The sequence below is a fragment of the Sneathiella sp. genome (assembly GCF_036960985.1).
Taxonomy (GTDB): Bacteria; Pseudomonadota; Alphaproteobacteria; order Sneathiellales; family Sneathiellaceae; genus Sneathiella.
Genome location: NZ_JBALWD010000030.1, coordinates 17,512 through 43,291, shown reverse-complemented (window position 1 = coordinate 43,291; position 25,780 = coordinate 17,512). Strand labels below are relative to the sequence as shown.

At 50.3% G+C, this 25,780-nt stretch carries 28 protein-coding genes; 10 read left to right on the top strand and 18 right to left on the bottom strand.

Annotated elements, in window-relative coordinates; genetic code table 11:
- Positions 1-6: 6 nt before the first annotated feature.
- The 5 genes from V7723_RS15420 to V7723_RS15400 form a co-directional block, all read right to left on the bottom strand.
- Positions 7-945 carry an aminotransferase class IV gene (locus V7723_RS15420; RefSeq protein ID WP_335685381.1) on the bottom strand — a complete coding sequence of 313 codons (939 nt, stop codon included), beginning with the start codon at positions 943-945 and terminating at the stop codon, positions 7-9.
- A gap of 116 nt (positions 946-1,061) precedes the next feature.
- Positions 1,062-1,688 carry a LysE family translocator gene (locus V7723_RS15415; protein ID WP_335685380.1) on the bottom strand — a complete coding sequence of 209 codons (627 nt, stop codon included), beginning with the start codon at positions 1,686-1,688 and terminating at the stop codon, positions 1,062-1,064.
- A 110-nt stretch (positions 1,689-1,798) separates the two neighbouring features.
- Entirely contained in the window at positions 1,799-2,833 is a 1,035-nt protein-coding gene (gene mnmC, locus V7723_RS15410; protein WP_335685379.1) for an FAD-dependent 5-carboxymethylaminomethyl-2-thiouridine(34) oxidoreductase MnmC, read from the bottom strand.
- Positions 2,830-3,594, bottom strand: coding sequence for a tRNA (5-methylaminomethyl-2-thiouridine)(34)-methyltransferase MnmD (mnmD, locus tag V7723_RS15405; protein ID WP_335685378.1), 765 nt, complete (start codon positions 3,592-3,594; stop codon positions 2,830-2,832). Before mnmD ends, mnmC begins: the two co-directional genes overlap by 4 nt.
- Before the next feature lie 96 nt (positions 3,595-3,690).
- Positions 3,691-4,383 (bottom strand): type 1 glutamine amidotransferase domain-containing protein, encoded by a 693-nt coding sequence (locus V7723_RS15400; protein ID WP_335685377.1) that lies wholly within the window; start codon positions 4,381-4,383, stop codon positions 3,691-3,693.
- 369 nt (positions 4,384-4,752) lie between these two features.
- On the opposite strand from V7723_RS15400, the gene V7723_RS15395 reads away from it, so the two are divergent.
- The 3 genes from V7723_RS15395 to V7723_RS15385 all read left to right on the top strand — a co-directional run bounded on the left by V7723_RS15395 (position 4,753) and on the right by V7723_RS15385 (position 7,123).
- Positions 4,753-5,499 (top strand): hypothetical protein, encoded by a 747-nt coding sequence (locus V7723_RS15395; RefSeq protein WP_335685376.1) that lies wholly within the window; start codon positions 4,753-4,755, stop codon positions 5,497-5,499.
- A gap of 71 nt (positions 5,500-5,570) precedes the next feature.
- Positions 5,571-6,314 (top strand): hypothetical protein, encoded by a 744-nt coding sequence (locus tag V7723_RS15390; RefSeq protein WP_335685375.1) that lies wholly within the window; start codon positions 5,571-5,573, stop codon positions 6,312-6,314.
- A complete protein-coding gene (locus V7723_RS15385) occupies positions 6,314-7,123 on the top strand; it encodes a hypothetical protein (protein WP_335685374.1) in 810 nt (269 codons plus the stop codon). The genes V7723_RS15390 and V7723_RS15385 overlap by 1 nt, the downstream gene beginning before the upstream one ends.
- Positions 7,124-7,129: 6 nt before the next feature.
- On the opposite strand, the gene V7723_RS15380 is transcribed toward V7723_RS15385, so the two are convergent.
- Both V7723_RS15380 and V7723_RS15375 read right to left on the bottom strand, forming a co-directional pair.
- Positions 7,130-8,062 carry a glucosaminidase domain-containing protein gene (locus V7723_RS15380; RefSeq protein ID WP_335685373.1) on the bottom strand — a complete coding sequence of 311 codons (933 nt, stop codon included), beginning with the start codon at positions 8,060-8,062 and terminating at the stop codon, positions 7,130-7,132.
- A 172-nt stretch (positions 8,063-8,234) separates the two neighbouring features.
- Positions 8,235-10,025 carry a sulfatase-like hydrolase/transferase gene (locus tag V7723_RS15375; protein WP_335685372.1) on the bottom strand — a complete coding sequence of 597 codons (1,791 nt, stop codon included), beginning with the start codon at positions 10,023-10,025 and terminating at the stop codon, positions 8,235-8,237.
- Positions 10,026-10,216: 191 nt separating this feature from the next.
- Here V7723_RS15375 and V7723_RS15370 point away from each other — a divergent pair, with 191 nt between their 5' ends.
- From V7723_RS15370 to V7723_RS15360, 3 genes are all read left to right on the top strand, one after another.
- Positions 10,217-10,966: an SDR family NAD(P)-dependent oxidoreductase gene (locus V7723_RS15370; RefSeq protein WP_443024238.1), complete on the top strand. Its 750-nt coding sequence runs from the start codon at positions 10,217-10,219 to the stop codon at positions 10,964-10,966.
- Positions 10,967-11,062: 96 nt separating this feature from the next.
- Entirely contained in the window at positions 11,063-11,521 is a 459-nt protein-coding gene (locus V7723_RS15365) for a desulfoferrodoxin family protein (protein WP_335685370.1), read from the top strand.
- 11 nt (positions 11,522-11,532) lie between these two features.
- Positions 11,533-12,435: a DMT family transporter gene (locus tag V7723_RS15360; protein WP_335685369.1), complete on the top strand. Its 903-nt coding sequence runs from the start codon at positions 11,533-11,535 to the stop codon at positions 12,433-12,435.
- Here V7723_RS15360 and V7723_RS15355 read toward each other — a convergent pair.
- The 9 genes from V7723_RS15355 to V7723_RS15315 are packed head-to-tail and all read right to left on the bottom strand — an operon-like array spanning position 12,425 to position 19,393.
- Positions 12,425-12,844 (bottom strand): rhodanese-like domain-containing protein, encoded by a 420-nt coding sequence (locus V7723_RS15355; protein WP_335685368.1) that lies wholly within the window; start codon positions 12,842-12,844, stop codon positions 12,425-12,427. The two genes, V7723_RS15360 and V7723_RS15355, sit on opposite strands and share 11 nt — an antisense overlap.
- A 12-nt stretch (positions 12,845-12,856) precedes the next feature.
- Positions 12,857-13,198 carry a HesB/IscA family protein gene (locus V7723_RS15350; RefSeq protein WP_335685367.1) on the bottom strand — a complete coding sequence of 114 codons (342 nt, stop codon included), beginning with the start codon at positions 13,196-13,198 and terminating at the stop codon, positions 12,857-12,859.
- Positions 13,199-13,240: 42 nt separating this feature from the next.
- Positions 13,241-13,609 (bottom strand): DUF59 domain-containing protein, encoded by a 369-nt coding sequence (locus V7723_RS15345; protein WP_335685366.1) that lies wholly within the window; start codon positions 13,607-13,609, stop codon positions 13,241-13,243.
- Between the two features lie 8 nt (positions 13,610-13,617).
- Positions 13,618-14,073 carry a Fe-S cluster assembly sulfur transfer protein SufU gene (gene sufU / locus V7723_RS15340; RefSeq protein WP_335685365.1) on the bottom strand — a complete coding sequence of 152 codons (456 nt, stop codon included), beginning with the start codon at positions 14,071-14,073 and terminating at the stop codon, positions 13,618-13,620.
- A gap of 9 nt (positions 14,074-14,082) precedes the next feature.
- Positions 14,083-15,315 carry an aminotransferase class V-fold PLP-dependent enzyme gene (locus V7723_RS15335; RefSeq protein WP_335685364.1) on the bottom strand — a complete coding sequence of 411 codons (1,233 nt, stop codon included), beginning with the start codon at positions 15,313-15,315 and terminating at the stop codon, positions 14,083-14,085.
- A 9-nt stretch (positions 15,316-15,324) separates the two neighbouring features.
- Positions 15,325-16,614, bottom strand: a complete 1,290-nt coding sequence (gene sufD / locus V7723_RS15330; protein WP_335685363.1) for a Fe-S cluster assembly protein SufD — start codon at positions 16,612-16,614, stop codon at positions 15,325-15,327.
- Positions 16,615-16,657: 43 nt separating this feature from the next.
- Positions 16,658-17,401, bottom strand: a complete 744-nt coding sequence (gene sufC / locus V7723_RS15325) for a Fe-S cluster assembly ATPase SufC (protein ID WP_335685362.1) — start codon at positions 17,399-17,401, stop codon at positions 16,658-16,660.
- 44 nt (positions 17,402-17,445) lie between these two features.
- Positions 17,446-18,915, bottom strand: coding sequence for a Fe-S cluster assembly protein SufB (gene sufB, locus V7723_RS15320; RefSeq protein ID WP_335685361.1), 1,470 nt, complete (start codon positions 18,913-18,915; stop codon positions 17,446-17,448).
- A gap of 4 nt (positions 18,916-18,919) precedes the next feature.
- Complete coding sequence (locus V7723_RS15315) at positions 18,920-19,393, bottom strand: SUF system Fe-S cluster assembly regulator (protein WP_335685360.1); 474 nt, start codon at positions 19,391-19,393, stop codon at positions 18,920-18,922.
- A 317-nt stretch (positions 19,394-19,710) separates the two neighbouring features.
- Between V7723_RS15315 and V7723_RS15310 the strand changes: the two genes are divergently transcribed.
- From V7723_RS15310 to V7723_RS15300, 3 genes are all read left to right on the top strand, one after another.
- Positions 19,711-20,223, top strand: coding sequence for an AAA family ATPase (locus tag V7723_RS15310; protein WP_335685359.1), 513 nt, complete (start codon positions 19,711-19,713; stop codon positions 20,221-20,223).
- A 102-nt stretch (positions 20,224-20,325) separates the two neighbouring features.
- Positions 20,326-22,158: an ATP-binding cassette domain-containing protein gene (locus tag V7723_RS15305; RefSeq protein ID WP_335685358.1), complete on the top strand. Its 1,833-nt coding sequence runs from the start codon at positions 20,326-20,328 to the stop codon at positions 22,156-22,158.
- 71 nt (positions 22,159-22,229) lie between these two features.
- Positions 22,230-23,165, top strand: a complete 936-nt coding sequence (locus tag V7723_RS15300) for a hypothetical protein (protein WP_335685357.1) — start codon at positions 22,230-22,232, stop codon at positions 23,163-23,165.
- A 33-nt stretch (positions 23,166-23,198) separates the two neighbouring features.
- Here the strand turns inward: V7723_RS15300 and V7723_RS15295 are convergent, their stop codons facing one another.
- Both V7723_RS15295 and V7723_RS15290 read right to left on the bottom strand, forming a co-directional pair.
- Positions 23,199-23,552 (bottom strand): nuclear transport factor 2 family protein, encoded by a 354-nt coding sequence (locus V7723_RS15295; protein ID WP_335685356.1) that lies wholly within the window; start codon positions 23,550-23,552, stop codon positions 23,199-23,201.
- A gap of 25 nt (positions 23,553-23,577) precedes the next feature.
- A complete protein-coding gene (locus V7723_RS15290; RefSeq protein ID WP_335685355.1) occupies positions 23,578-24,234 on the bottom strand; it encodes a TetR/AcrR family transcriptional regulator in 657 nt (218 codons plus the stop codon).
- 193 nt (positions 24,235-24,427) lie between these two features.
- On the opposite strand from V7723_RS15290, the gene V7723_RS15285 reads away from it, so the two are divergent.
- The gene (locus V7723_RS15285; protein WP_335685354.1) at positions 24,428-25,768 is read left to right on the top strand and encodes an NAD(P)-dependent oxidoreductase; all 1,341 of its coding nucleotides are present in this window, start codon (positions 24,428-24,430) and stop codon (positions 25,766-25,768) included.
- Positions 25,769-25,780 lie beyond the last annotated feature (12 nt).

Here is a 25,780-nt window from a genome sequence, read left to right as displayed (position 1 = left end):
GATTCGTTAAGCGGGATACGGGACAGTTATTCGGTGTTGGTCTTCTTCATGCAGTTTCCAATATTGATCGGTCAGCTGCCGGGTGAGGGGTCCAACGGATCCGGCGCCAATGGCGGTGTCATCAATCCGGGTGACTGGCATCAGGCCGCCGGCGGTTGAGGTGATAAAAACCTCGTCCGCCGATTTTAAGGCGTCCGGCGATATATCGCGCTTTTCACAACGGACACCCAAGGCACTGCATAAGTCAAAAACCGTCTGACGCGTTATACCCATCAGGACGCCGTAGTCCGGCGTCGCAATTGCCCCGTCCTTGACGGCGAAGATATTAAATCCGGGCCCCTCGGCAATATTGCCGTTGGTATCCAAGAGAAGGGCCGTTTCGGCGCCGCGGTCATAGGCGGCGTAGAGCCCCTTGACCAGATCGAGCCAATGATAATTCTTCACCGTTGGATCGACGGATTGCGGTGAAATGCGCACAAGATCGGTAATCGCCGCATGTAATCCGCGGTCCATCTGCTCGGGATTGGCGACCGAGCCGAACGGGATGGCGAAGGCGATGAACCGATTAACCGCCTCGCGCGGATCACGGCTGAAGGTTGGCGAGGTGCCGCGGGTGCAGATAAACTCGACATAGGCGTTCTGCAGCCCGGACAGCGCGACGCAATTTTTCAGGATCTCAATGATCTGCGGACGATCATACGGGATTGTCATCTGCAGCTTTTCCATACCCCGGAAAAACCGCTCAAGGTGATCTTCCAACCTGAAAAACGCGCCTTTCCAGACATGCACCACATCATAGGTCGCATCGGAATGCAGGAAGCCATTATCCAGAACAGAAATTTTCGCTTTGCTGATCGGCAGATATTGACCGTCCATAAAGGCGACACCCGGTGGCATGGCCGCCGGATCTATATGCCGGGTGGAAAGCTCTGGTAATGTCGGCATGGCTAAGCTCCACAAGAGGGATCGCGAATAGTTTATTCTAGGCAAAGTCTATACGGAAATTGCCTGAAATAAAAGCGCGTGCTGGGGAATAGATGTCTAAATGCTGCTTGTTCAGATTATTGAATCTTGGCAAGTAATACCTCGATACTGGCGGCGGTAAAAGCCAAGGCGAAAAATCCCTCGAGCCAACGATACAGCTTCAAATAGCCGCGGGTGATGAAGCTATTGGAGAAGATCAACGCAAATCCGACATACAGGAAAATAACCAGAATTCCCAGAGCCCCGATTGCGATGGCAATTTGAGGGTCCGACGGATTTTTTGGCATTCCGATCGCGTACAGGGAACCGTAGAACAGAACGGATTCCGGATTGGTTACATTAACGATCAATCCTTTTGTGTAGGCCCGTAATGGCGTTGTCGCCGACACAACCCTGGTCTTGATATCACCGGGTAACAAGGCTGATCTTGCGGATTTGTAGGCGAGATATAATAGATAGGCGGCACCTCCATACCGGATAACGTGGAATACCCATTCATTGGCTTGTAATACGGCGCCTAGTCCAAGCGCAGCAGATATCGACCAGAATAAGGAACCGGTTATTACTCCTGCCGCAAGGGTGAGACCGTGTTTTCGTCCCAACGCCATTGAGGTTCCCGCAATCGACAACGTCGCGGGGCCGGGACTTATAAACGTTAGCAGTGCCACTGTAAGAATAAGTGACAAATTTAAGTTATCGATCATAAGAAATATCTTGCCGGTACTATCGTAAAAAATGTGCTAAAAATTATCATGCTATTACAAGGTAGTTGCGGCATTTTGCCCAGAAAAAAAAGCAAATATATTTCTGCGCTTTAGCCGCGCTTTTTGAACCGTGTTGGTGACAAGGCCCTGATGACATCGGCGGGCAGGCAGCGCGGGCGACCCAGGATCATATCGGCCAGCAGATGGGCGCCCATCAGGCTGCTGAGAATACCGTAGGAGCCGTGGGCAGCGGATATATAGACATCGTCCTGTCCGGGCAATAACCCGATAATCGGGAAGCGATTGCGCGAGGTGGCACGGACCGAAGCGCGCTGCCCGATAACTTGCAGCCCTGTGTCCAGCCCCGGCATTATTTCCGCCAGTTTTTGAATATTCTCCTGATCATCCTGCGGACGTATCTCGGCGTCATCGTCATCGGGTTGAAAGGTCGCGCCCAGTGTATGCACGCCGTCACGGGCCGGGACCATATATCCGCTGTGACAGAGATTGCATTTGAGACCTGCGGATAATTCCGTCGCTGTTACCTGGGTGATCTGGCCGCGCACGGGGATAAGCGGCAGGGTCGGGGCGAACTGTGCCACTGCCGGACCGCAGGCCAGAACTTTAATATCGGCGTCGATACAGTCCAGATTTTCCACGGGGGCGTTGAGATGGTGCTCGACATCGCGCATATAAGCCGCACAGAGCTTTTCCGGGGACACACTGCCGCCGTCCGGCAGATACAGGGCCTCATGGCACAGTGTTATCCCGGCAATTTCGGAGGCTTCGTCGGTGCTGACAAGGCGCATATGAGCCGGATCCCAATGCCAGTTCTCCGCGGTTCGGCGCAGCCGCTCAGCGATTTTATCGCTATACATGAGATGCAGCGACCCGCACGGGTTCCAGTCGATATCCTCGAGTGTTTGAAAGCAACGAAGGGCTTGGGAATAAGCGGCGGCATAGAAATCGCTTTCCGATCCGCGCAGGGCAGAAAACCGGGGATTATACAGTCCCGATGAATTGCCCGACGCACCGCTCGCCAACGTCGGGCCGGCTTCATAGACGACAGGCTCGGCCCCTGATTGACGGAGTATATAGGCGAGGGCGCAACCCGCCATGCCACCACCAACGATCGCGACTTTCACCGGTTATCTCCCAGATTATCTTCCGAATATTGGCCGATGGTCATATGGCGTTTATGGCCAAATCCGGTGACTTTTTCTAAGTTAAACCCAGCGGCAGTGAGGTCGCGGCGCACCTGTCCGGCCGCGGTATAGGTGGCAAGACGTGTGCCGTCGCGGCTTAATCGCGCCATGTGTTCGAAAACATTCGGGCTCCACATATCAGGGTTTGTCGCCGGCTTGAACCCGTCCAGAAACCAAGCATCAACGTCTGCCTGCAGTTTCGGGATGGCCATCTTCACGTCATCGAAAATCAGAGTTAATGTTACTCGATCGGTGAGGAGAAGTCGGTGAAATCCAGGAATACTCGGCGGATATTGCGCCAATAATTTTTGTAAGCGTCCGCCCAGGATCTCCTGCCATGGCTGCAGGTAATCCGCAATTTTTCCTGGCGTAAGCGGGAATTTTTCAAATGAGACAAAATCGAGAGTCTGCGAGGGCGTCGTCGTCTCCTCGAACACTTTCCAGGCCGCCAGGAAATTCAAGCCGGTTCCAAAGCCGAGCTCACCAATGACGAAGCGGTCTGTGTCCTGCCAGTTTTGCGGTAAATTATTACCCTGCAGAAACACGAACTCGCTTTCCGCCAATCCATCATCGGCAGAAAAATACAGATCGTCAAACTCCCGGGATTTGGGAGGATTGCGCGGGGTCGTACCAGAATGTGTCAGGTGAATACTCTTTCCTATTTCGGTCGGACAATAACATGTCCGCCGCGCTTTTACCAAGCCATAGGTTAGATAAATTCAACAGAAAAAGATAAAAAATCCGCCTGCCAGACGGCGTTTGGGGGGGGGGCTGGCAGACGGAGGGGGACAGTTGCGCTAGGCTGCTTTTCTGGCACTAAGCTGAGCCATCAGGGCACTAGCTGTCCGTTCGGAGGAGGCAGGATTTTGGCCCGTAATCAGGTTGCCATCAACCACGGTGTAGGGAGCCCAATCATCGGACTTTGAATAAATGCCGCCATTTTTGATCAGGATATCCTCGACCAGGAAAGGCACCACGTCGGTCAGGCCCACAGCTTCTTCTTCGCTGTTGGTAAAACCGGTTACCCGGCGACCATTAACGAAGGGTTTGCCATCTTTGCCCAATGTATGGCGGAATATACCCGGTGCATGACAGACAGCGGCAATGGGCCGGTTGTTGGCATCGAAAAACTCGATCAATTTATTATTGAAGTCATCTTCTGCCAGATCCCAAAGGGGACCATGCCCGCCGGGGTAGAAGACGGCGTCATATTTCTGGAATTCAACAAAATGCAGTTTTTTGGTTTGCGCCAGATCTTTCTGGGCTTCCGGATCATCGTAAAAACGTCGCGTGGCGGCGGTCTGGAAATCCTCTGCGTCACTTTTTGGATCCAGCGGTGGCTGTCCGCCGTTGGGGGAGGCTAACGTCACCGACACACCGGCGTCTTTCATCACATAATAGGGGGCAGCAAATTCTTCGAGCCAGAAACCGGTTTTTTCACCTGTGTCACCCAGCGTATCGTGGGAGGTCAATACCATTAGAATATTCATTTTCTCTGTCCTTTACTCTATCGTTTCACATGCTTTTGCCATTTCGGCGGCAAAGGCTCTGCCTCATACAACAGCCTGCATAGGCCTGTTGTGTTTCGTTTCTAAACGCCGCCTGGATTTTAGTCTTGGGCCGTGGTCGGCGCAAACATCAACTTGTTGATTTCAAATAGATAAATTGTAATATTTATCCAAATTATCCAGAGCTGATTTGCGTCTTGCACCATACATAGGAAGACCCATAACCGGTTTCCAGTGGCGGACAACGAGAAAAAGAAAATGCCTCGAAATTGCCATAATTGAGTAGAATTGGTGTATATTTTTTGCTAGATAATGGGGTGTTGTTGTTTATCCAATAAAAGGCTCCCCGCTATGTATCGTCAAACCCTTGATATCACCTGTCGCTTGTATCCGTTTGTGCTTCTGGCGATCCTTGGTGAGCTGATCTTACGGGTGCTGATGGAGAAGGGGCTGTGGGGTAATAGCAGCGGCGGATTATCGATTTCCATCCTCTACAGCATTTTGGCCTTTTACGCCCATGTGGACATCCTGAGCCTCGGCCCACTGAACCGGGAGACAATGGTAAAACGTTGGCTTGGGTTCATTTTTCGCACCATCGGACTTATTTTCCTGATTACTCTACCGGCCATTATCGTGACAATCGCCCTGTACCATGGTTCGGGCCTTGCGGATCGCCAAAGTGACCAGCCGACGTCAGAAACCGTTGCCCTCATCATGCTGCCCGTCGTCGCTTTGTTCAGTTTGCTAGTCTATGGGTTGCTGGGCACGTTACTGCCGGCTTTTGTGGTGGACCGCGGACGCGGGGTTGGCGCGGCTATAGACCGGGGGAGAGCGACATTCTGGTATGTGACCGGCCGGTTGATCATCGGGCCCGGGTTTTTGTTTTTTGTATCCCTGTTCGCCTTTGCCTATATTCCGGTTGTGACGGATCTTCCGGGCACATATTTCCAGAACGGCTGGCAACCCAATCTGTCAAAATTTGGCTACGCAATAATTGTCAACACCGTTCAATGCGGGGCCATCGTTATGACCGCCTGGATTTTCTCCACCACGTTTCTCCTGTCAGAAGCCGAACCCGAGGCGGCTGAATACGCATAAAAAAGTGGAATAATCCGCCAGCTCTTGCTAGGGATAGGGGTCTTGAGTACAACTTGGTGGAGTATCCTGTCATGTATCGTCAATCGCTGGCCCTGACTTTCCGGCTGTATCCTTATGTGTTGCTGGCAGTAATCGGCGAGATCGTCATCCGAGTCCTGGCCGAAAAGGAAATCGTCGGCAATAGTAGCAAGGGAATTGGGATATCTGTTCTCTATTGTGTTCTGGCATTTTACGCCCATGTGGACATTCTTTTACCCGGCTCAAAGAACAGAAAGGCGGCAAGTACACGGTTCGTTGGATTTATGGGCCGGAATTTGGGACTTATTTTTTTGATAGTTCTGACAGCAGGGGGATTAACCTTTTTTCTGTATTACGGACTGGATATGGGGACCGGCGGTGATCGGGATGAGAGAATTGGTGAAATTGCCCTTATAATGTTGCCTCTGGCAGGTGTTTTCAGCCTTCTCATTTTTGGATTAATGGGAACCTGGATGCCGGCTTATGTGGTCAATCGGGAGCGCGGGGTCGGCAAAGCGTTCGCCCGCGGTAAATCAACTTTCTGGTATATGGTGATCCGCCTGATTTACGGGCCCGGCCTGATATTCGTCCTGTCGTTGCTGGCTTTCGGCTTTCTTCCCTTATTAGCGGACCTTCCGGAAACCTGGTTCCAGACCGGCTGGCAGCCAAATATTTCTATGTTTGTTGTTTCAGCCCTTGTCTATGTCGTCCAGGCCTGGGCCATCGTCATGACCGCCTGGATTTTCTCTCATGCGTTTTTAGAGACTGAAGATCGTCCGGCGGAGACTGGGGCCTGATGTATCCACAGTCTTTCAAACTATTCGTTCGGCTGTATCCCTATGTATTACTGGTCATTGCTTGTGAGCTGGTTTTTGGCCCGCTCAAAGGTCTTATCCTAACTATCGGCGGTGAGACGCTTTACAGTATTTTGATCGAAAGCCGAGTTTTTAAATACAACGCGGTGTATTTTGTTAAGCAGCTGGCGGAGGCCTTGCTGATGTTCAAGGCCTGTGAACAGGTTCTCGGCGTGAAAAATAAAATCGATATCCGCTGGACAGGACAACTTGTGTTTTTTGCTTTTATTTTGTTCCTTCTACACGTGCCACTTTTGTTGCAACTACTCCCGTCGCCACTTGCCGCCATGATCAATGAGATTGTCTCTGAGCATGATAATCAGGGTACAAAATCCAATATATTCTGGTCGATCCGGATTTTAGTGACGCTGATATTCCTTTTTTGCTATAGCTTCTTTGGCACGTTGCTTCCGGCGATTGTCAGCCGTCAACGCAGCGGACTTAGTGGTATCTTGGTGCGGGGGAAAAAGACTTTCACTTTTGTTTTTGGTCGGTTACTTATTGGCCCGGCCGTCATCCTAATGTCCTTTGCACTAGTTGCTGCACTAGGTGCAATGATCCCGTTCATTTACTCGAAAACAATCGACGTTATAAAAGTGAGCGACACGACGATGGTTGTGTTGTCGTTTTTTTTCTACGGTGTGCAATATATTGCATCTTACATCGCCCTCGTCATGACCGCCTGGATCCTGTCCAAGGCCTATTTAAAGACGAAAACGGCACCTGTCGCCTCCAAGCAGGAGGTATTCTGACCCCGGCTACTGTTTCGCTGGAATAAAGACGGTCTCTTCTTCATCGGCGAGATAAGCGTAGTCGGCATCGGCGAGTTTGTTGATGCGCATGATGGCTTGGATACCCTTGACGTAATCGGCACCGCGTTCGGAATATTTGCTGAGGCCTTCTGACAATGCCTTGCCGCGCACGTCTTCGCCTTTTTTGCGCAGATCGTAGCGGATCTGACGGAGTTGTTTGTAGGCGGTGCCGCTATTGAGGTTATGGACGTAGGATTTGACCGCCTCCAACACGGTATCAAAGGACGCCAGCCCATAATTACCCAGCTCTTTGCGCTGCTGCTTGGGGATCATGGCGTCTTTCCCCCAACTCCATTGGCCAAACAGCGAGTTGCCTTCTGCCGTGAACCGGGAAGTGCCCCAGCCGCTTTCCTCAGCCGACTGCGCGAGGATCAACGACAGCGGCACGATATCGACGCGGCGAGTGAGTTCGGTCAGCTGATCGGAGGAGAGGGACGGGACTGGTTCTTTCATCACTCGGTAGCGCAAAGCCAGATCAACAAGCCAGCTTTGGTCCACTGCTGACAAGTCGCTGGCTTTCGATAAGTTTAGCAGCCGTGTTCGATCAACCATCACGGCGTTGTTGGCTTTCAGACCAAACGGCGCGAGGGCGCGGAAAAACAGGCGTTTCTTGGTCGGTACATCTATTTTTGGGACGGTTTCACTGCGCCAGGTTTCGCCAACTGCCTTGAAGCTGAAATTCGGCACCTCGCGCCCGCCGGCTTTCCAGCTTTCCTGCGTAAAGCCTTCCCGCTCAAAATAGGCTTCCACATCCGTGTAATCATTTATGATGAGCTCGGCAGACTGTGCGGGGACGATCGGTGCGCACATCATCACAATGAGCAATAGTCCGTATTTCGGCAAGAACCGGGCTGAGGAATGTGGATGGGACACTGTCATGACTATCTCCTGATGATGATCATCATGGTATGCTCATGGCGCGCCCGTTGTAAACATAAGAGGGCCAAGCACCGTTATCTGTTTTTGACAGGATTGATTTACCTGTAGCGGAAAATGAACGGGGCATTTATAGACTGGCGATCCTATTTTTACCGGCGCGTAACATATTCTCCTACATTCGGAGCTGTTTGATTGAAGCCGGCAGTTGCCAATCGATTCCGTCTATTTTTGGCAGCATTGTCCCTGTATCCTCACCCACTTCTATTTCAATCAGAAGGTTGAGCTTGTCGTTCATCAGCATGATAAGGTCTGCATTCTTTTTTGGATCTATTGCCAGATTGTTGATCTCAAGCGGATCGTTTTTTAGGTCAAACAACTCCACATCATTTTGGGCGAATAACTGTTCCATTGTTTTTGGCGTATGGTGTTCCAGCGGTGAGTAATAACGGCTGAATTTGTAATTTCCGTCATGGATTGTGCGAATAGCACCGCGCTTTTTCAAATTTGGCCTAAATCCTTGATTTGCAATATCTTCGGCTTTGCCACCATCGGCAAAATACTTGCCGATTTTACCAAAAAAATCCTGATCTACATACGCAAACATATTGTAGTTGTAGAGCGCGCCCGCACGTAGACTATCGACCTTTGCCGCCTCTGGGTTTTCCAACAACGTCGTTATGTCCTTGCCCGGCAAATCTTTGGCTGTTGACGGATCGCCGCCCGCCATGCTGATCAACGTGGTGGCAAGATCCACATGCGACGTCACCGCCCGGCAGCGTTTCCCCCCTTTATAGGCAGGATGTACAATGGTGAAGGGGACATTATTCTGTTCGCGGTAAGCTGTCGCGCCTTTGCCATTCAGCCCATGAGCGCCTCCCAACTCGCCATGATCCGCGGTAAAGATAATAATGGTGTTGTCGGTAATTCCCAAGTCGTCCATTTCATCCAGAATTTCAACGATGTTTTTGTCTACATCCTGAATGCAGTTGAAATAGTAGTTATTTAGTCGTCGCCATCTTTCCTCTTCGTTTGGAACAACCCCAACCATTACGCCGCGGGAATTTCTGTAATCTAAATGGGCTTTGGGTCGCCCTGTTCCGTCAACTGCCTGGCTGTGGGAGGCCGGGATCGCTGGATTCCAATTCGTTTGAAAACCGGCATTTTGCGGCTCTCGGTTGATCTGTAACAGGGCTTGTTTGGATTGGTCACTTTGATCAGGCTTATCTGTATTGTAATACATGACGTCATGCGGATTGACCATATTGACGGCCATAAACCAAGGTTTCTTTTCTTCGCGAAGTTTCTCACCCGTCCCTCTGAGCCAACTGCGGCTCATGGCCGAAATAACGTCATCATGAAGATAGCCCCCTTCAGTATGGGCGATGATGTCGCCGATGCCGAAATAGTCAGAAAATCCGTATTCCTCCATTTCCGCAGAGAGTATTCTTGTCGGGGCGTTCAGATTATTGGCCGTCTCAAATTCCTCGGTCAGGTGCCATTTGCCTTTGTAGGCCGTGTAATAGCCTTCTTTTCGTAGCAAATCTCCAACCGTATCGATATCTGTCGACATGCTGCCGGACCATGGGAAATTGGTGTTATCGAACATGCCGTTATTCTGGATATGCTGGCCGGTATACATGACCGCGCGCGAGGGCGTGCAGACGCAAGATGCAACTTGGTGATTTTCAAAAACCACCCCATTCTTGGCCATACGTTCATGGCCCGGTAGGCGGTAGCCAATGGGTAATTCATCTGCGGACATATGACGTTCCTGATCCGTCACTATCAGGAGAATATTGTATGGCCCCTCATGCTTCGCGCCTGACGCAACCTGAGATGCGGCCTGGGCCGAAGAGGTGCCGGTCATGGTTGAGCTAACACCTGCAGTTAACGCAACAAGTCCCGTTGTTTTCAATAAATCTCTTCGTGAGAACTGGTTGCTGTTGTCTTTTGTTATAATCATTCCCGCTGTCGCAATATTGTGTGGATAGGTCAGTCTACGCCTAGTAATGTTCGGCGAACAAGCGGAAATAAATCTTGCTGTCATTATTCTTTTTGACAATTTGCGTGGAAATTGAATGTTTGTGGTGATTGTCTCATGGATTCTTTATAGTCTGTAGCTATATCAGTATCTGTCAATTTGATCGAGGATCCATGACCAAAACAGCCTTAGTTACCGGTGCCGCCCGAGGTATTGGCCTGGCCACCACTCGGACCTTTCTGGGTCGCGGCTGGCACGTTGCCATGATCGATATTGATGGCGACGAGTTGCGCCATGCCGCCAGTGATCTTGAGAATGTATTGGTGATTGAGGCCGATGTGTCCGATCCGACGCAGGTCGCGCGGATGGCCGGTGAGGTGACGGCGGCCTTTGGCACGCTGGATGCGCTTGTCAATAATGCCGGTGTCGCAGATTTTGGACCCATCGCGGAAACCACGTTTGAGCGTTGGCGAAGGGTGATGCGGACCAACCTGGATGGGCCGTTCCTGATGGCGCAGGCCTGCCTGCCGTTTATGGCGCAACCGGGCGGGGCGATTGTCAATATCGCGTCGATTTCCGGGGTTCGGGCGAGCACCATGCGCGTCGCCTATGGCACCTCGAAAGCAGCGGTGATCCATTTATCAAAACAGCAGGCCGTTGAGTATGGTGGGCTTGGTATACGCGTCAACACGGTGGCGCCGGGCCCGGTCGATACCAAGCTGGCGCTTGCCGTGCACACGCCGCAAATCCGCAAAGCCTATCATGAGGCCATCCCGCTCAATCGCTATGGGGTAGAGCAGGAAATCGCCAATGCCATATGTTTCCTCTGCTCGGACGAGGCCAGTTATATAACGGGACAGTTACTCTCCGCCGATGGCGGTTTTCAGGCAACTGGTGTTGGATTGCCGGCGCTGCGCGAGTGAAAGGACCTAGAAATTGTGGCGATTTGATGGTATAACCTTGCGGGCGAGGGCGTTATCGGACACATTGGTTCTCGATATTATTCGGAGAATGCAAAAATGCTTAAACGAAACACACAATTCAGCCGCCGCCAGGCGTTGACATTGGCGGGAAGCGGACTGGCGTCTGCGGCATTCGCAGGGCCGGTTTTTGCAAATACACCAGATGTTGAATTAAAGGGTGCTCTTCGAACCTTGGCGGGAAAGTTCTTTTTCTCAAGTGAGAATCCGGGTCGCTGGAAAGGCAAGGAAAAAGGACATTCGCCGTTAATTAAAGTCGAAAAAGACGGCAGCAATGCGTTGATCCGCGCCGCGGTCCGCCACCCCATGGATCATGATCATTTTATCATCAAGCATATTCTCATGGATCAGAATTTTGATTTCATGGCCGAACAGGTTTTTGATGTGAATTTTGATATGCCACGCTCCCGGTTCGAGGTGAGCGGTTATTCGGGGCAATTCTATGTCGTCTCGTTGTGCAACCTCCATGACAACTGGATCAATGTCGCGACCATCTAACCCGTAACTCAATGAAATCGTCAGGGGCCTCTTCAGACTTATTGCCCAGCCTCGGGATTGTCGGCGCGGGCGTTCTTTGGGGATTATTCTGGCTGCCCGTGCGGGCTCTCGGCGAGTTGGGACTCCAAGGAGCATGGCCAGGAGTTGTGATTTATGCCGGAGCCGTCCTGTTTCTTCTCCCCGTTTTATTTATCAACTGGAAACTTGTCCGGTCTGTCTGGAAACCGTTGGCGTTAAGTGGATTGTTTACGGGCGCCGCCTTTGCCTGTTACGCCACGAGCTTACTGTTTACGGAAGTCATCCGGACGATCCTGCTGTTTTATCTGACGCCGGTTTGGGGCACCATTCTTGGGATATTGTTCCTTAAAGAAAAATTTACCGTAACCCGTGCTGTCGCGCTTGTTTTCGGATTGGGTGGATTGCTGGTTGTCTTTGGCCTGGGCGTTGAGTTCCCCTGGCCCCGCAATCTAGGCGATTGGCTGGCGCTCATCGCTGGCATGTGTTGGGCTTTAGGAACCATGTTCCTCTATCGCATGGGGACTGTCGCCACTCTGGCCCAATGCCTGTCCTTTGTGGCCGGTGCCCTGGTTGTGACCGGCGTTGCGCTGCTGCTGGGCGGCGACGTATTTGGGGCTAGGCCTTCGCCAGCTCAGATGATTGGGGCATTGCCGACCGGGCTGTTGGCCGCGCTTTATGTGCTGCCGATGTTGATCCTGACAGTCTGGCCGGCATCCCGTCTCAGCCCTGCGCGCGTCGGTATTCTGCTCATGAGCGAGGTAATCGTTGGTGTTGGATCCGCTGCGTTTTTTTCAGGGGAACCCTTTGGCCTGCGTGAATTCACCGGTACCTGTCTGATCGTCGGCGCCGGTGTTATTGAAGTTTTGGGGCAGCGAAAAAATAAATCTACTGCGTAACGACGGGTAGCCCGGCGGCGTTCCAGGTATTCATACCGCCGTCGAGGTGGCTGATTTTGGTCAAGCCGGCGCGGAGCATCAGGGGCAGGGTGCGGCCGCTTCTAAATCCGGAGCGGCAATACAAGAGATAATGCTGATCTGTGTCAAGTTCGCCGATCAGCTTGGCAAATTCGATGCCATGATAGTCGATGTTAATCGCCCCTTCAACATGACCGCTGTTGAACTCTTCGGGTGTTCTCACATCAAGAATGATGACGTCGGTTTGTGTCTCGATCAATTCCGCCGCCTGCGGCGCGGTGACATGACGAATACCATATTTACCCAAGGTGCCAATTTCGGCGGCTTGCAGGACTGTGACAGGCCCGACAACCAGGAACAAACCAATCAAGAGAAGTCGAACAGCGTACATCTGGATTAAACCCTAGACGTGAAAAGAGGAACCACAGCCACAACGGCCTTTTTCGTTGGGATTTTCAAAAGTGAATCTGGATTGCAGGCCTTCTTCGAGCCAGTCCATTTCAGTTCCCGCCACATATTGAACCGCGTCATAGTCAATCAACAGCGTGACACTATCGGTTTTAACAATGGCATCATCGGGTTTCTGGTCCGAGGCATAGTCCATGGTATAGCTCAGACCGTTACAGCCCGTATTGGTAATCCCAATGCGCAGGCCCAGCGTGTCGCCGTCATTCTGGCCAAGCAGAGTTTGCACCCGTACCATGGCCCGCTCTGTCATTGTCATAATCTGTGTATCAGTCATCATTTACCTCGGGGTTACCCCAAACTCTATTATACAAATATTGTCTTAAAACATCCCTAAATCAAGCTTTGCCGCTTCTGACATGTTATCTGGCGTCCATGGTGGGTCCCACAGGATCTCCACGGAGACGTTTTTGACGCCAATGACCGGCAATACAGCATCCCGCACCCAAATGGGGATTTCGCCGGCGACAGGGCAGCCAGGCGCCGTTAAAGTCATACCCACAAAGACGTCACCGTCATCTGCGATATCAATTACGTAAATAAGGCCTAAATCATAGATATTGACCGGAATTTCCGGATCAAAAATACCTCGTATTGCTTCGACGACCGGCGCTTCCAGTGGATTGGACGACGTTCCTTCCACATAAGGTCCCGTGGCCTTGGGCCGCTCTATTTTATCTACAACTGTCATCACAAATCCTATTCCGTCGAAATCTCTTCACTGTCATCCATGGCAGAAGTCATGGCGTGCCAGGCAAGGGTGGCGCATTTCACTCGCATGGGGAATTCCTTCACACCCGCCAGCACCATCAGGCGCTCTGTATCTTCTCCAGCGTCAAAGTTATCATCTTCGCCTTTGACCAGTTTTTGAAAGCCATCAAAGATCGTTTTGGCTTCGCCTTCGGTTTTGCCCTTGATGATTTCAGTCATCATGGAGGCGGAGGCAAGGGATATGGCGCAGCCTTTACCTTCAAATGCGGCATCCTCAATCAAACCGTTATGGCCCATTTTCAAGTACACATTGACCGTGTCCCCACAAAGCGGGTTATAGCCATGGGCTTCATGATTGGCATCTTCCGGGCGGCGGAAGTTCCGCGGATGCTTGCTGTGATCGAGTATCACTTCTTGATATAATTCTCTCAAATCGTCGAACATAAATCTACCTTACCCGAATATTTCTTGGACGCTTTGAATGGACGCGATCAAGGCATCAACATCTGCGCGGTTGTTATAGAGGGCGAAAGACGCACGCGCCGTCGATGCCACATCAAAATGGTCCATCAACGGCTGGGCGCAATGATGGCCAACCCGGATGGCCACACCACTGCGATCAACAATCGTTCCGATATCATGGGGATGAACGCCTTCCATGGTGAAGGAAATAATGCTCGCTTTGTGCTTTGCCTGACCAATGATCTTGACGCTGTTGATCTGGCTCAGTTGTTCCGTGGCATAAGCCAGTAGAGATTGTTCGTGGGCACCAATCTTGTCGAGGCCAATACCGTTCAAATAATCAATTGCGGTGCCAAGACCAATGGCCTGAACAATCGGCGGGGTTCCGGCTTCGAACTTGCTGTGGCCCTTGGCATAAGTGGTTTTTTCAAAGGTTACCCGATTGATCATATCGCCGCCGCCTTGATAGGGGGGCATTTTGTCGAGTAATTCTGCTTTCCCATAGAGAACCCCAATGCCCGTCGGTCCGAAGACTTTATGGCCGGTGAATACATAGAAATCTGCGCCAATTTCCTGCATATCCACTTTTAAATGCGGCACGGCCTGTGACCCGTCAATCAGCACCACGGCGCCTGCATCATGAGCGGCATCAATGATTTGCCGAACCGGTGTGATGGTTCCAATGGCGTTGGAGATATGGGTAACGGCAACTATTTTTGTTTTGGGTCCCAGCATTTCCAGATAGCTGTCGAGCATAAACTCGCCATGCTCATCGATGGGAACTGCCCGGACCGTCGCGCCTGTTTTCTCGGCTATCAACTGCCAGGGCACGATGTTGGAATGGTGCTCAAGATAAGAGAGGATAATTTCATCCCCCGGCTGCAAATTAGCACCGCCATAGGACGCGGCGACCAAATTAATGGATTCCGTGGCGTTTTTCGTGAAGATCACTTCATCCAGGCTCGCCGCATTAATATGGGCGCGAATGGTTTCCCGGGACGCTTCATAAAGCTCCGTTGAAGATTGGCTCAAGAAATGCACCCCCCGATGCACATTGGCATAGGTTTCTGCATAAGCTTTCTGCACCGCGTCCAGTACCACAGTCGGTTTTTGCGCGGACGCTCCGCTGTCGAGATAGGTCAGTGGCTTGCCATGAACTTCCGTTGAAAAAATAGGAAAATCCCGGCGGATCTTTTCAATATCAAATGTTGTCATATCATTCATGACAGCTCCTTACACCCGATCCAGCCACTCAGTGGCGATATCTGAAAAATAGGTTTTAACGGCATCGTCGGAAATTTCCTCAATGACATCAGCTAAAAAGGCATCAATTAGTATTTTCCGCGCGGATTTTTCATCAATGCCCCGGGACTGCAGATAGAAGAGGGCATCTTCGTCCAACTCTCCAGATGTCGCCCCATGGCTGCATTTCACGTCATCGGCATAGATTTCCAACTCCGGCTTACAGGCAACTGTCGCCCGATCGGACAAAAGCAACGCTTTGCTGAGCTGATCACCTCCAACCTGCTGGGCATCCTTCGAAATCTGGATTTTCCCCTGAAAGATGCCGCGGGCCTCGTCATCAAGAACGCCCTTATACACTTGTTCACTATCATTCTTTGGAACTGTATGACGGGTCAGTGTGGTCGTATCACAATGTTGCTTGCCGCGCATGAGATAGGCACCGTTCAAAATGCTTTTCGCACCAGAGCCGACAATGGTCGTGGCCAATTCGTTACGGGACAGTTTGGCGCCGGTGGAAAGGCTGAAATTCTCATATGTCGCATCGTCGGCGACTTCACATTCTGTCAACGCTAGATGAAACGCGTTAATGCTTTCGTTCTGATACTTGAAATGTTGAAGTTGCGATCCAGAAGCCAACGTAATACTTGTTTGTGGATTGGCAAAATAGCTCAGGGTTCCCTCACTGATATGTTCTTCCAGCAATGTAACCTGCGCGCCGGCTCCAATTCGAACCACATTGCGCATATGCCGGGCAGGGCGGTCTGTTGCCGCTGTCGCGAGAAATTTGATCTGCAATGGACGGTCAAGGATGACACCAGCGTCAACAGTCAACACAAATCCATCTTCCATAAAGGCAGTATTAAGGGCAACAAGGGATTGCTCTGTCGCCTTATTTGAAATGAGGTCTGTATTTCCGGCGTCCAGCTCCGCTGCCAATGAAGACAGGTGAACACCTGCGGGCAGGGCGCTGATTTGGCTGGTGCCGGCATCAAAACGTCCGTTGACGAAAATCATGGCATACGGTGTCTCGAATTCAGGACCGGAAATAGCCGTGCCGTCTATGGCGTCGGCGTCGTTTGCCACCCCTTTGGTCAATGCATTCAGATTTGTGAAGCGCCATTCTTCAATCCGGTGATTGGGAAAATCCAGGTCGGCAAAGGCATTGAGCCCGTCCGTGCGTAGCTGTGCCGTTGCCGGATTTTGATGCCCGGGTAAAAGCGCCAGTTCCGTTGTGAACCGGTCCACATAGTTTTGGGCAAGAGGTGTTAGTTTTTCCATAATTTTCTCAAATTTACCAATATCTTACACGTCATACTTAATTTTAGGCTGCACTCATTTCAGTGTAGCCTTTTTCTTCCAGCTCCAGCGCCAGGGACTTGTCGCCGGATTTTACAATACGGCCGTCCGCCAGAACATGGACAAAATCTGGAACGATATAATCCAGAAGCCGCTGATAATGGGTAATTATCAGACCGGCACGTTCCGGACTACGGAGGCGATTGACGCCGTCAGCCGCGATTTTCAGCGCATCGATATCAAGGCCCGAATCCGTTTCATCGAGCAGCATCAGATCAGGTTCCAGCAACGCCATCTGCAGCACTTCATTGCGTTTCTTTTCGCCGCCAGAGAACCCGACATTGACGGCGCGCTTCAGCATATCGTCCTTGATCCCGAGTTCATTTGTCTTGATCCGGATCAGTTTCAGGAATTCCATGGCGTCCACTTCCTGTTCGCCTCGGGCTTTACGCTGTGCGTTGTAAGCGGTTTTCATAAAGGTAGCAGAGGCCACGCCCGGGATTTCGACCGGATACTGAAAAGCCAGGAAAATGCCCTTGGTTGCGCGCTCATCTGGTGACAACGCCAGCAGATCTTCGCCCTTATAGGTGACCGTACCGCTGGTTACTTCATATCCATCGCGGCCAGCCAACACATAGGAAAGTGTGCTTTTGCCGGCGCCATTGGGGCCCATTACCGCGTGGATTTCACCGGCATTGATGGTCAGGGTGATGCCCTTAAGAATTTCCTTGCCACCAACTGTGGCATGAAGGTCTTTAATTTCTAACATATCGTCTCTCTATCTTTTTCTTGAGCCAATGGGCTCGAATTTCATTATCCAACAGAGCCTTCAAGGCTGATGCCGACCAATTTCTGGGCTTCAACCGCGAATTCCATGGGGAGTTTCTGAAGCACTTCCTTGCAGAAACCATTGACAATCAGGGCCATGCTTTCTTCTTCTGTCAAACCACGTTGCTGGCAATAGAACAGCTGTTCTTCACTAACTTTAGACGTGGTTGCTTCATGTTCTATTTTCGCTGTCCGGCTCTGGTTTTCGATATACGGAACCGTATGCGCACCACATTTGTCGCCAATGAGCAGGCTGTCACAAACCGTATGGTTACGCGCGTTGTCGGCTTTTCGGCCCATACGCACCAATCCGCGGTAAGTATTCTGTGCCTTACCCGCCGATATCCCCTTGGAGATGATGGTGCTGGAGGTGTTCTTACCCAGATGGATCATCTTGGTTCCGGTATCGGCCTGTTGCATATTATTCGTGATGGCAATGGAATAGAACTCGCCAACAGAATTATCACCCTGCAGGATACAGGACGGGTATTTCCAAGTGATGGCGGAACCTGTTTCCACTTGTGTCCAAGACACCTTGGCATTTTCACCGCGGCAGGCAGCGCGCTTGGTAACAAAGTTATAAATGCCACCAACGCCATTTTCATCGCCGGGATACCAGTTTTGGACCGTAGAATACTTGATCTCCGCATCTTTATGGATAATCAGCTCAACCACGGCCGCATGCAGTTGGTTCTCGTCCCGCATGGGGGCCGTACAGCCTTCCAGATAACTCACATAGCTCTCATCATCTGCAATGATAAGTGTTCGTTCAAACTGTCCCGTCTGGGCCGCATTGATGCGGAAATAGGTGCTGAGCTCCATGGGGCAGCGCACGCCCTTTGGAATATAACAGAAGGATCCGTCCGTAAAGACGGCGGAATTCAGGGCCGCGTAGTAGTTATCTGTATAGGGAACAACAGAGCCGATATATTTCTTGACCAATTCAGGATGGTTGCGCACCGCTTCGGAAATCGGGCAGAAGATCACGCCTTCTTCCTCCAGCCGGGCCTTAAAGGTTGTGGCGACGGAAACACTGTCAAACACCGCATCGACTGCCACGTTATACGCGCCTTCAACGCCAGCCAGCACTTCCTGTTCCTTGAGCGGAATTCCAAGTTTTTTATAGATTTCCAGAATTTCCGGATCAACTTCGTCCAGGCTTTTAAGCTTGTCCTTCACCTTGGGGGCGGAATAGTAATAAATGTCCTGAAAATCGATTTTCGGATAATCAACCTTTGCCCATTCCGGCTCTTCCATGGTCAACCAGTGACGATACGCCTTCAAACGCCATGCCAGAAGCCATTCCGGCTCTTCCTTCTTCGCAGAAATAAAGCGGACAATGTCTTCGCTCAGGCCAATGGGGGCGGTATCTGCTTCAATATCGCTGACAAACCCGTATTTGTACTTTTCTGAAACCGAAGCAACTTGCTCGACTGTTTCCTGGCTAATGGCCATTTCTTTACTCCGCACTGGTCAATGATACAGCGTCAATGCTGTCCAGTGACCTCTTTTGTAAACTGATCTGATAGGTATCCTGGCACATATCAGCCAGGGTCACTTCTTCAAGCGCCGCATTCAGCGCCCGATTTATTTTCTCCCAACCGCCGCGCATGGGGCAGTTTTCCTCAACCGAGCAATCTTCGTCGCTTTCATCCACACAGGATGTGACGGCGAGGGGCCCTTCCATGGCCCGGACGATCTCCGCTATGGATATTTCTGCAGGGCGTACTGTCAGCTCGTATCCGCCATGGGCGCCACGATGCGAGATCAGCATCTTACCCTTCGCCAATATGCGCAAGATTTTTGCAGCTGTCGGTACGGTTAAACCAGTATGCAGGGAAACATCAGGTGCTGTCATAACCCGACCAGGCACCCGTGCCATCTCGGACATAATCACCACACCGTAATCTGTCATTTTGCTCAGTTTTATCATGATATCATCTATATCGTACTAAAATAGTCTTATTTCAAGATTTTATAACAGACAATTTTGGTCTTGTATAGAAAACTTATTGCAAAGAAAAGAGATAATCGCGTCTTTCGCGACGATTTACAGCGCTTGACAGGGACCAGATGCCCGACTAGAAATTCAGGATGACTTATTGCATCCTTATTATTGCCCGGATTATTAGCACCATTGGAATAATGGCGGGATAACCTGTGTCTTAAGTCGCACGTCCAACCCGCCCCTTGAGGCGGGTTTTTTAATGCCGTCTCTTCGAGCGCTTTCATGTTCACGGAGAAGAATTTATGCCTTCAGAAAATTTAAAAACCCCAACTAAGCCCGCTCTGCATCTAGTTTGCGGGAAAATTGGTTCGGGTAAATCAACGATTGCCCGTAAGCTCGCCGATAACTCAAATACCGTACTCCTTAGTGAAGATGTCTGGCTGTCATCGCTCTACCCTGGCGAAATAAAGGATCTGAGGGACTATGTTCGGTGCTCAGGACGGCTAAAAACAGTCCTTGAAGAGTATATAAAACAATTACTGGCAGCAGGTATAACCGTGGTGCTCGATTTCCCGGCGAATACGATTGAGGGTCGTTTATGGTCAAAAGCCTTGTTTGAGGAGGCGGGTGTCGCGCATGAATTGCATTATCTAGATGTAGCAGATGAGATATGTAAGGCGCGGCTTCATGCCCGAAACGCAGCTGGAGTCCATCCTTTTCAAACAACAGACGCTGAATTTGATCTGATCAGCAGCTATTTCGCGCCACCGACGGAAGATGAAGGCTTTAATATCATTCGCCACAAAACCAAATAGTGGTTTTTCTGCAATTCTGACCTACTGGCAATTGCCGTCAGGGGTGCTTAAATGCTAGAAGCCTCTTTTTGATCTATTTCCAACTTATTGGTACCACTCTTTATGGCAGCTCCTATCCTGGCCCTTCAGAATGCCCGCATCACCTTTGGCGGGGGCGATTTGTTTTCTGACATCTCTCTCGGCGTTGAGCGGGGCATGCGTATTGCCTTGATGGGGCGCAATGGATCGGGAAAATCGACGCTGCTCAAAGCCATCGCCGGGGATATCGATCTGGATGGGGGCGAGAGATTCCTGCAAACCGGTGTGCGAGTAAGCTATCTGCGCCAGCAACCGACGATTATTCCGAGTAGAACCGTCTATGAACAGGTGCAAAGTGGTCTGCCGAAAGGAACTGCCGACGACGGTATCGACACGGGATACATGGTGGATCAGGTGCTGGTGGGTGTTGGGATAGATGGTTCCCGTCAGCTTGATACCTTGTCCGGCGGGGAGGCGCGCCGTGTCTCACTGGCCGAAGCGCTTGTTTCCGAACCAGATGTATTACTTTTGGATGAGCCTACTAACCATTTGGATATAAACACAATTCTCTGGTTGGAAGGGGAGTTAAAAGCGTTTAAGGGTGCGCTTTTGATTATCAGTCATGATCGGCAATTTCTGAAAAACATGACCAACCGCCTGTTCTGGCTTGATCGGGGACAATTACGCACCCATGGCAAGGGTTTTGCGGCGTTTGATGAGTGGTCCGAAGAAATTCTTCGCCGTGAAGAGGTGGAAGCCAAGAAACTGGATAAGAAAATCGCCGAAGAAACGGACTGGTCCCGCAAAGGCATTACGGCCCGGCGGGCGCGGAATGAAGGGCGGATCCGGGCGTTACATCGTTTGCGGGCCGAACGGGCTGAACGGGCAGCACCTGTCGGGAGCGCCAAGCTGACGGTGAGTGCCGGCAGTAAAAGCGGGAAAACCGTTGTTGAGGTCCATGATATTTCTAAAATATATATGGATAATAACGAGCAAGAGCATAATGTTATAAGTAAATTCTCTACCAAAATACAAAGAGGCGACAGGGTCGGAATCATCGGCCCGAACGGTGCCGGTAAGACGACATTGTTGAAAATTCTGATGGGAGAGCTCGCGCCAACCACAGGGGATGTTAAACTCGGGACAAATTTGACACCTGCCATATTCGATCAGCACCGGGACAGCCTCGACCCGGATTTGAGTCTATGGGACACGCTGGCCGATCCGGGAAGCGGGCAATTGCTGGTCCGCGGGGAAGTCCGGCATGTCGTGGCGTATTTGCGGGACTTCCTGTTTGAGGACAGGCAAGCGAAAAGCCCGGTCAAGTCGCTATCGGGCGGGGAAAAGAACCGCTTGCTGCTTGCCAAATTGCTGGCGCGGGAAAGTAATTTGCTCGTGCTCGATGAGCCGACCAACGATTTGGACATGGAAACCCTGGATTTGCTCCAGGAAATGTTGAATTCTTACTCTGGTACCTTGTTGGTAGTCAGCCATGATCGGGATTTTCTCGATCAATTAGTGACGTCAACAATTGTTATCGAAGAAGGCGGTTATGTTGACGAATATGTTGGCGGGTATTCGGATTACATACGGGGACGCAAGGAACGCGCAAAAAAATCCAAAAAAACAGCCGATAAGAAACCCTTACAGGCCGAAAACAGGGAAAAACAGAGCCGGAAGAAGCTAACTTATAAGGATCAACGCGATCTGGAACACCTGCCTGCGGAAATCGAAAAACTGGGCGCAAATATTGTAAAGCTGGAAAAAGAATTGGCAGATCCGGGCTTCTTTAACAAAACCCCGGAGCTTTTTAATGCCAGTGTCGCCAAGTTAAGTGAGCAAAAGGTCCAAAAAGAAACATATGAAGATCGCTGGCTGGAACTTGAAATTCTGCAAGAAGAAATGAACGGCGCATAATCAGTTTACTTGTTTTTATCACCCGTATATAGTTTTTAAGTATTTAGTTATTCAATATATACGAGGTATGTGTGCGTACGGTATTACGAGTTTTTTTAGCGTTTTTATTCTCAATCCTTTCAATGGGTTTGATCGGTGGCATCGTTATCGGATTATCGCTGGTGTTGCTAGACACCGATGATCCGGGAAAAAACGGGGCGGCCGCTGGTCAATATGCTGTGAGTTATGCTTTTCTGCTGGTACCAGCAATAATTGTTGCTTGTTTCCGCTCCCAGTATTTAAAGAGGAAAAGACTGTATGCCGTTGTTAAAACGTTCTTTTTTCTGTCGATAGTTGCTGTCATTTGGGCTCTTCTTGGAAGAAATATACTTGGTCAGGCATTGAGCGCAATTTCTGAGGAGAATGGCGTCATTTATGCCGGTGCTATCGGGTCAATTATTGTCGCCGCACTGTATTTCGCGTCTGGATTATTGACGTCGAAGTTTCTTCCCCCGCCAGATCGCGGCGATCTCGGTCCTCCACCGTTATCGGTTCGACTGTTCGGATATGTATTTTACCTTCTAATAGCAGTCTCGTTCGCTATTTTCGTATTTACATATAATGATTTGGTGGTGGTCTATCAGCAACAAGTTCAGGCACTTCCTGAATTGGCAAATTCTTTCAATATACCAAGTTTGATTGTTCAAAGTTTACTAACCTATATCGTTATGATTTTTTGTGTCGTATCAATAATGCGTTATGGGAGCATTATGGTACGAAATACATATGCCGTTTTCATGATCTTTAGCTTTGTAGTCGGGCCAATAACATGGATTTTTGCCTGGGATATTATCGAGCCAATGATCCAGTCGTTTCTAACACCCAGTTATATTATGACGATGGTTGTAACGGGTGTGCTGAATATTATTGCATTGATACTCATTTTTCTTCCATCTGCACGGCATTGGATTAAGGGCTCGACAGTTCCGTCAGGACATTCTGGTACGGTATCCAAAAATGGAATTTAGAAGAAGAGGTAAACGGTTCCCAAGACACCAGTCCTATTCCAATGGCAGGTTATGAAGCTTTAGAAAGCTGAGTTTGTCCCAGTAGCCGCGCTGAAAGACAATAAGGTCATTTTTCACCGTGAAAAACCCGCAGCCGCGCAAACCGATGGGATCGCGCCATTCCAGTATGGCGACATCACCGGCTTCATGAATGATTTCAGGAATACAAACCATTTCTGCGGCCTCAAATTCCGCAGCGAACATAGCTTGTATTGAATTGCGGCCTTCGACAGCGTCCTGTGTAATCTGGTGATTAATGGCGTTTTCGTCATAAAGATCGGCAATTAATGCGGCATCGCCTGTGTTAAACCGCTTAACCCATTCTTCGACGATCTGGCGAGGGGTCATCGCACTATACTCCAATATTACTGGGTTACTGTTGACGGGCGCTGACCGGAATCAAGCCACAGGTTCGAAGAACCGTTGTGATGATGTTATTCGTTGCCACTTCAAAATCCTCGTCTGTAAGACCGTTTTCCCGACCCAATATTGCAGACCATTGGCTTTCAAAGTCTGCCCAGGTCTGGGTGAGGGCCCAGATGTGGAAAATCAGGTGTTTGCTGTCGACGGGGGCCATCTTGCCTTGGTCAATCCATGTATCAATCAAGGCCGCTTTGTCATCGACCCAATCTTTCAGCTCCGTAGACAAATAGGTATTGATACGAGGCGCCCCCCGAATAAGCTCATTGGCGAAGACCCGGGAAGCTTCCGGCCGGCTTTTGGACAGTTCCATTTTCGACCGAATATAATCGCTGAGAGTTGCCGCGGGATCATCGGATTCGCCAAGACCCTTAAAAGAGGACAGCCAGACGTCGACGATGTCATCAAGAACAGCGCGATAGAGTTTTTCCTTGGTGCCAAAATAATAATGGATGTTTGCTTTTGGTAAATCAGCTTCCAGGGCAATAGCCGAAGTTGTCGCACCACGGAACCCGGATTCTGCGAAGACCTTTTCTGCGGCCTTCATAATGCGTTCCATATTTGCAAGGCGAATTCTCCCTTGCGCATTTCCATTTGTAGATTGGTCCACGTAACTACCCAACTGATTTTTAAACTGGTTTTAGCGCCCTAATAATAAATTAAAAATCCACTATTTCTAGCCGTCTTGCAACTAATTTTAAAAAAACTTGACCATTTGGTCAGTTTTTAGCTATGGTTTTTCGCAACACGGGAATGCCTAAGAAAAAAAATGTAATTTTTGGCGATAACAGGGGATAAGACTTATGAGCGATATCGCTGTTGGACGGTTGTCCGATGAAGAGTTGGCGCAAAATTTTTCTGACATGTATCCACGGCTAGACCGAAAGACAGCACTGATAGAAGCCAGTCGCTGCTATTTCTGTTATGACGCGCCTTGCATGGAAGCTTGCCCGACCGGCATTGACATACCCAATTTTATTCGGAAAATCTCGACCGATAATGTGCGAGGCTCTGCCTTGGATATTCTTGATGAAAATATTATGGGCGGCGCCTGCGCGCGGGTTTGCCCAACAGAGGTTCTTTGCGAAGGCGCTTGCGTGCGAACCGCACAGGAAAATAAACCGGTCGTTATCGGCAAACTGCAACGATACGCCACCGATTGGTTGATGGATAGCGCAGAGCAACCCTTCGAAAAAGGCCCTGCGACGGGTAAAAAGGTGGCGATTGTTGGTGCTGGTCCGGCTGGCCTTGCTGCGGCCCATCGGTTAGCTCTTTTAGGGCACGAATCTGACATATTTGAAGCGCAACCAAAATCTGGTGGCCTTAATGAATATGGAATCGCAGCCTATAAAGTACCTGATAATTTTGCCCAGAAGGAAGCGGATTTTATCCTCGGGATTGGCGGGATCACGGTCCACCATGAAAAACGTTTGGGTAAAGACATTCATCTTGGTGATTTGCGCCGTGATTATGACGCTGTTTTTATTGGAAGCGGTTTAGGATCTGTTCAGGCCATGGGGCTGGATAACGAACATATGGACGGCTTGTATAATGCGGTCGACTATATCGCTGATTTACGCCAGACAGATGATCTGGGTGCCTTGCTGGTTGGTCGCCATGTGGTGGTCATCGGTGGCGGCAGCACGGCAATTGATATTGCAGTGAAGAAAAAGCGGTTGGGAGCCGAAAGCGTGACATTGGTCTATCGTCGCGGTGCTGGGGATATGAGCGCAACACTCGTTGAGCAGAAATTCGCCCAGAATAACAATGTCACCATCAAACACTGGATGCAGCCAGTTGCCGTAAAAACGGATGGGGGCCATGTAAATGGAATTGAGTTCGAATATACGGAACTGGATACCAATGGGAAACTGACGGGAACAGGGGAAACAACCACTCTTCCCGCAGATATGGTCTTCAAAGCTATCGGGCAGGTCTTTGTTCCTGATCCGGTCACTCAGGAATCTGGCCGGTTGGACCTGAAGAACAATAAAATCATCGTTGATGACAATTATGCGACGTCCTTGTCTGGTGTCTACGCGGGCGGCGACTGCATTGTTGATAATGTTGGATTAACCGTGGCGGCTGTACAAGACGGCAAACAGGCGGCCAAATCAATCAACGACTATCTGATGAATTCATAGGGGCGGAGACAA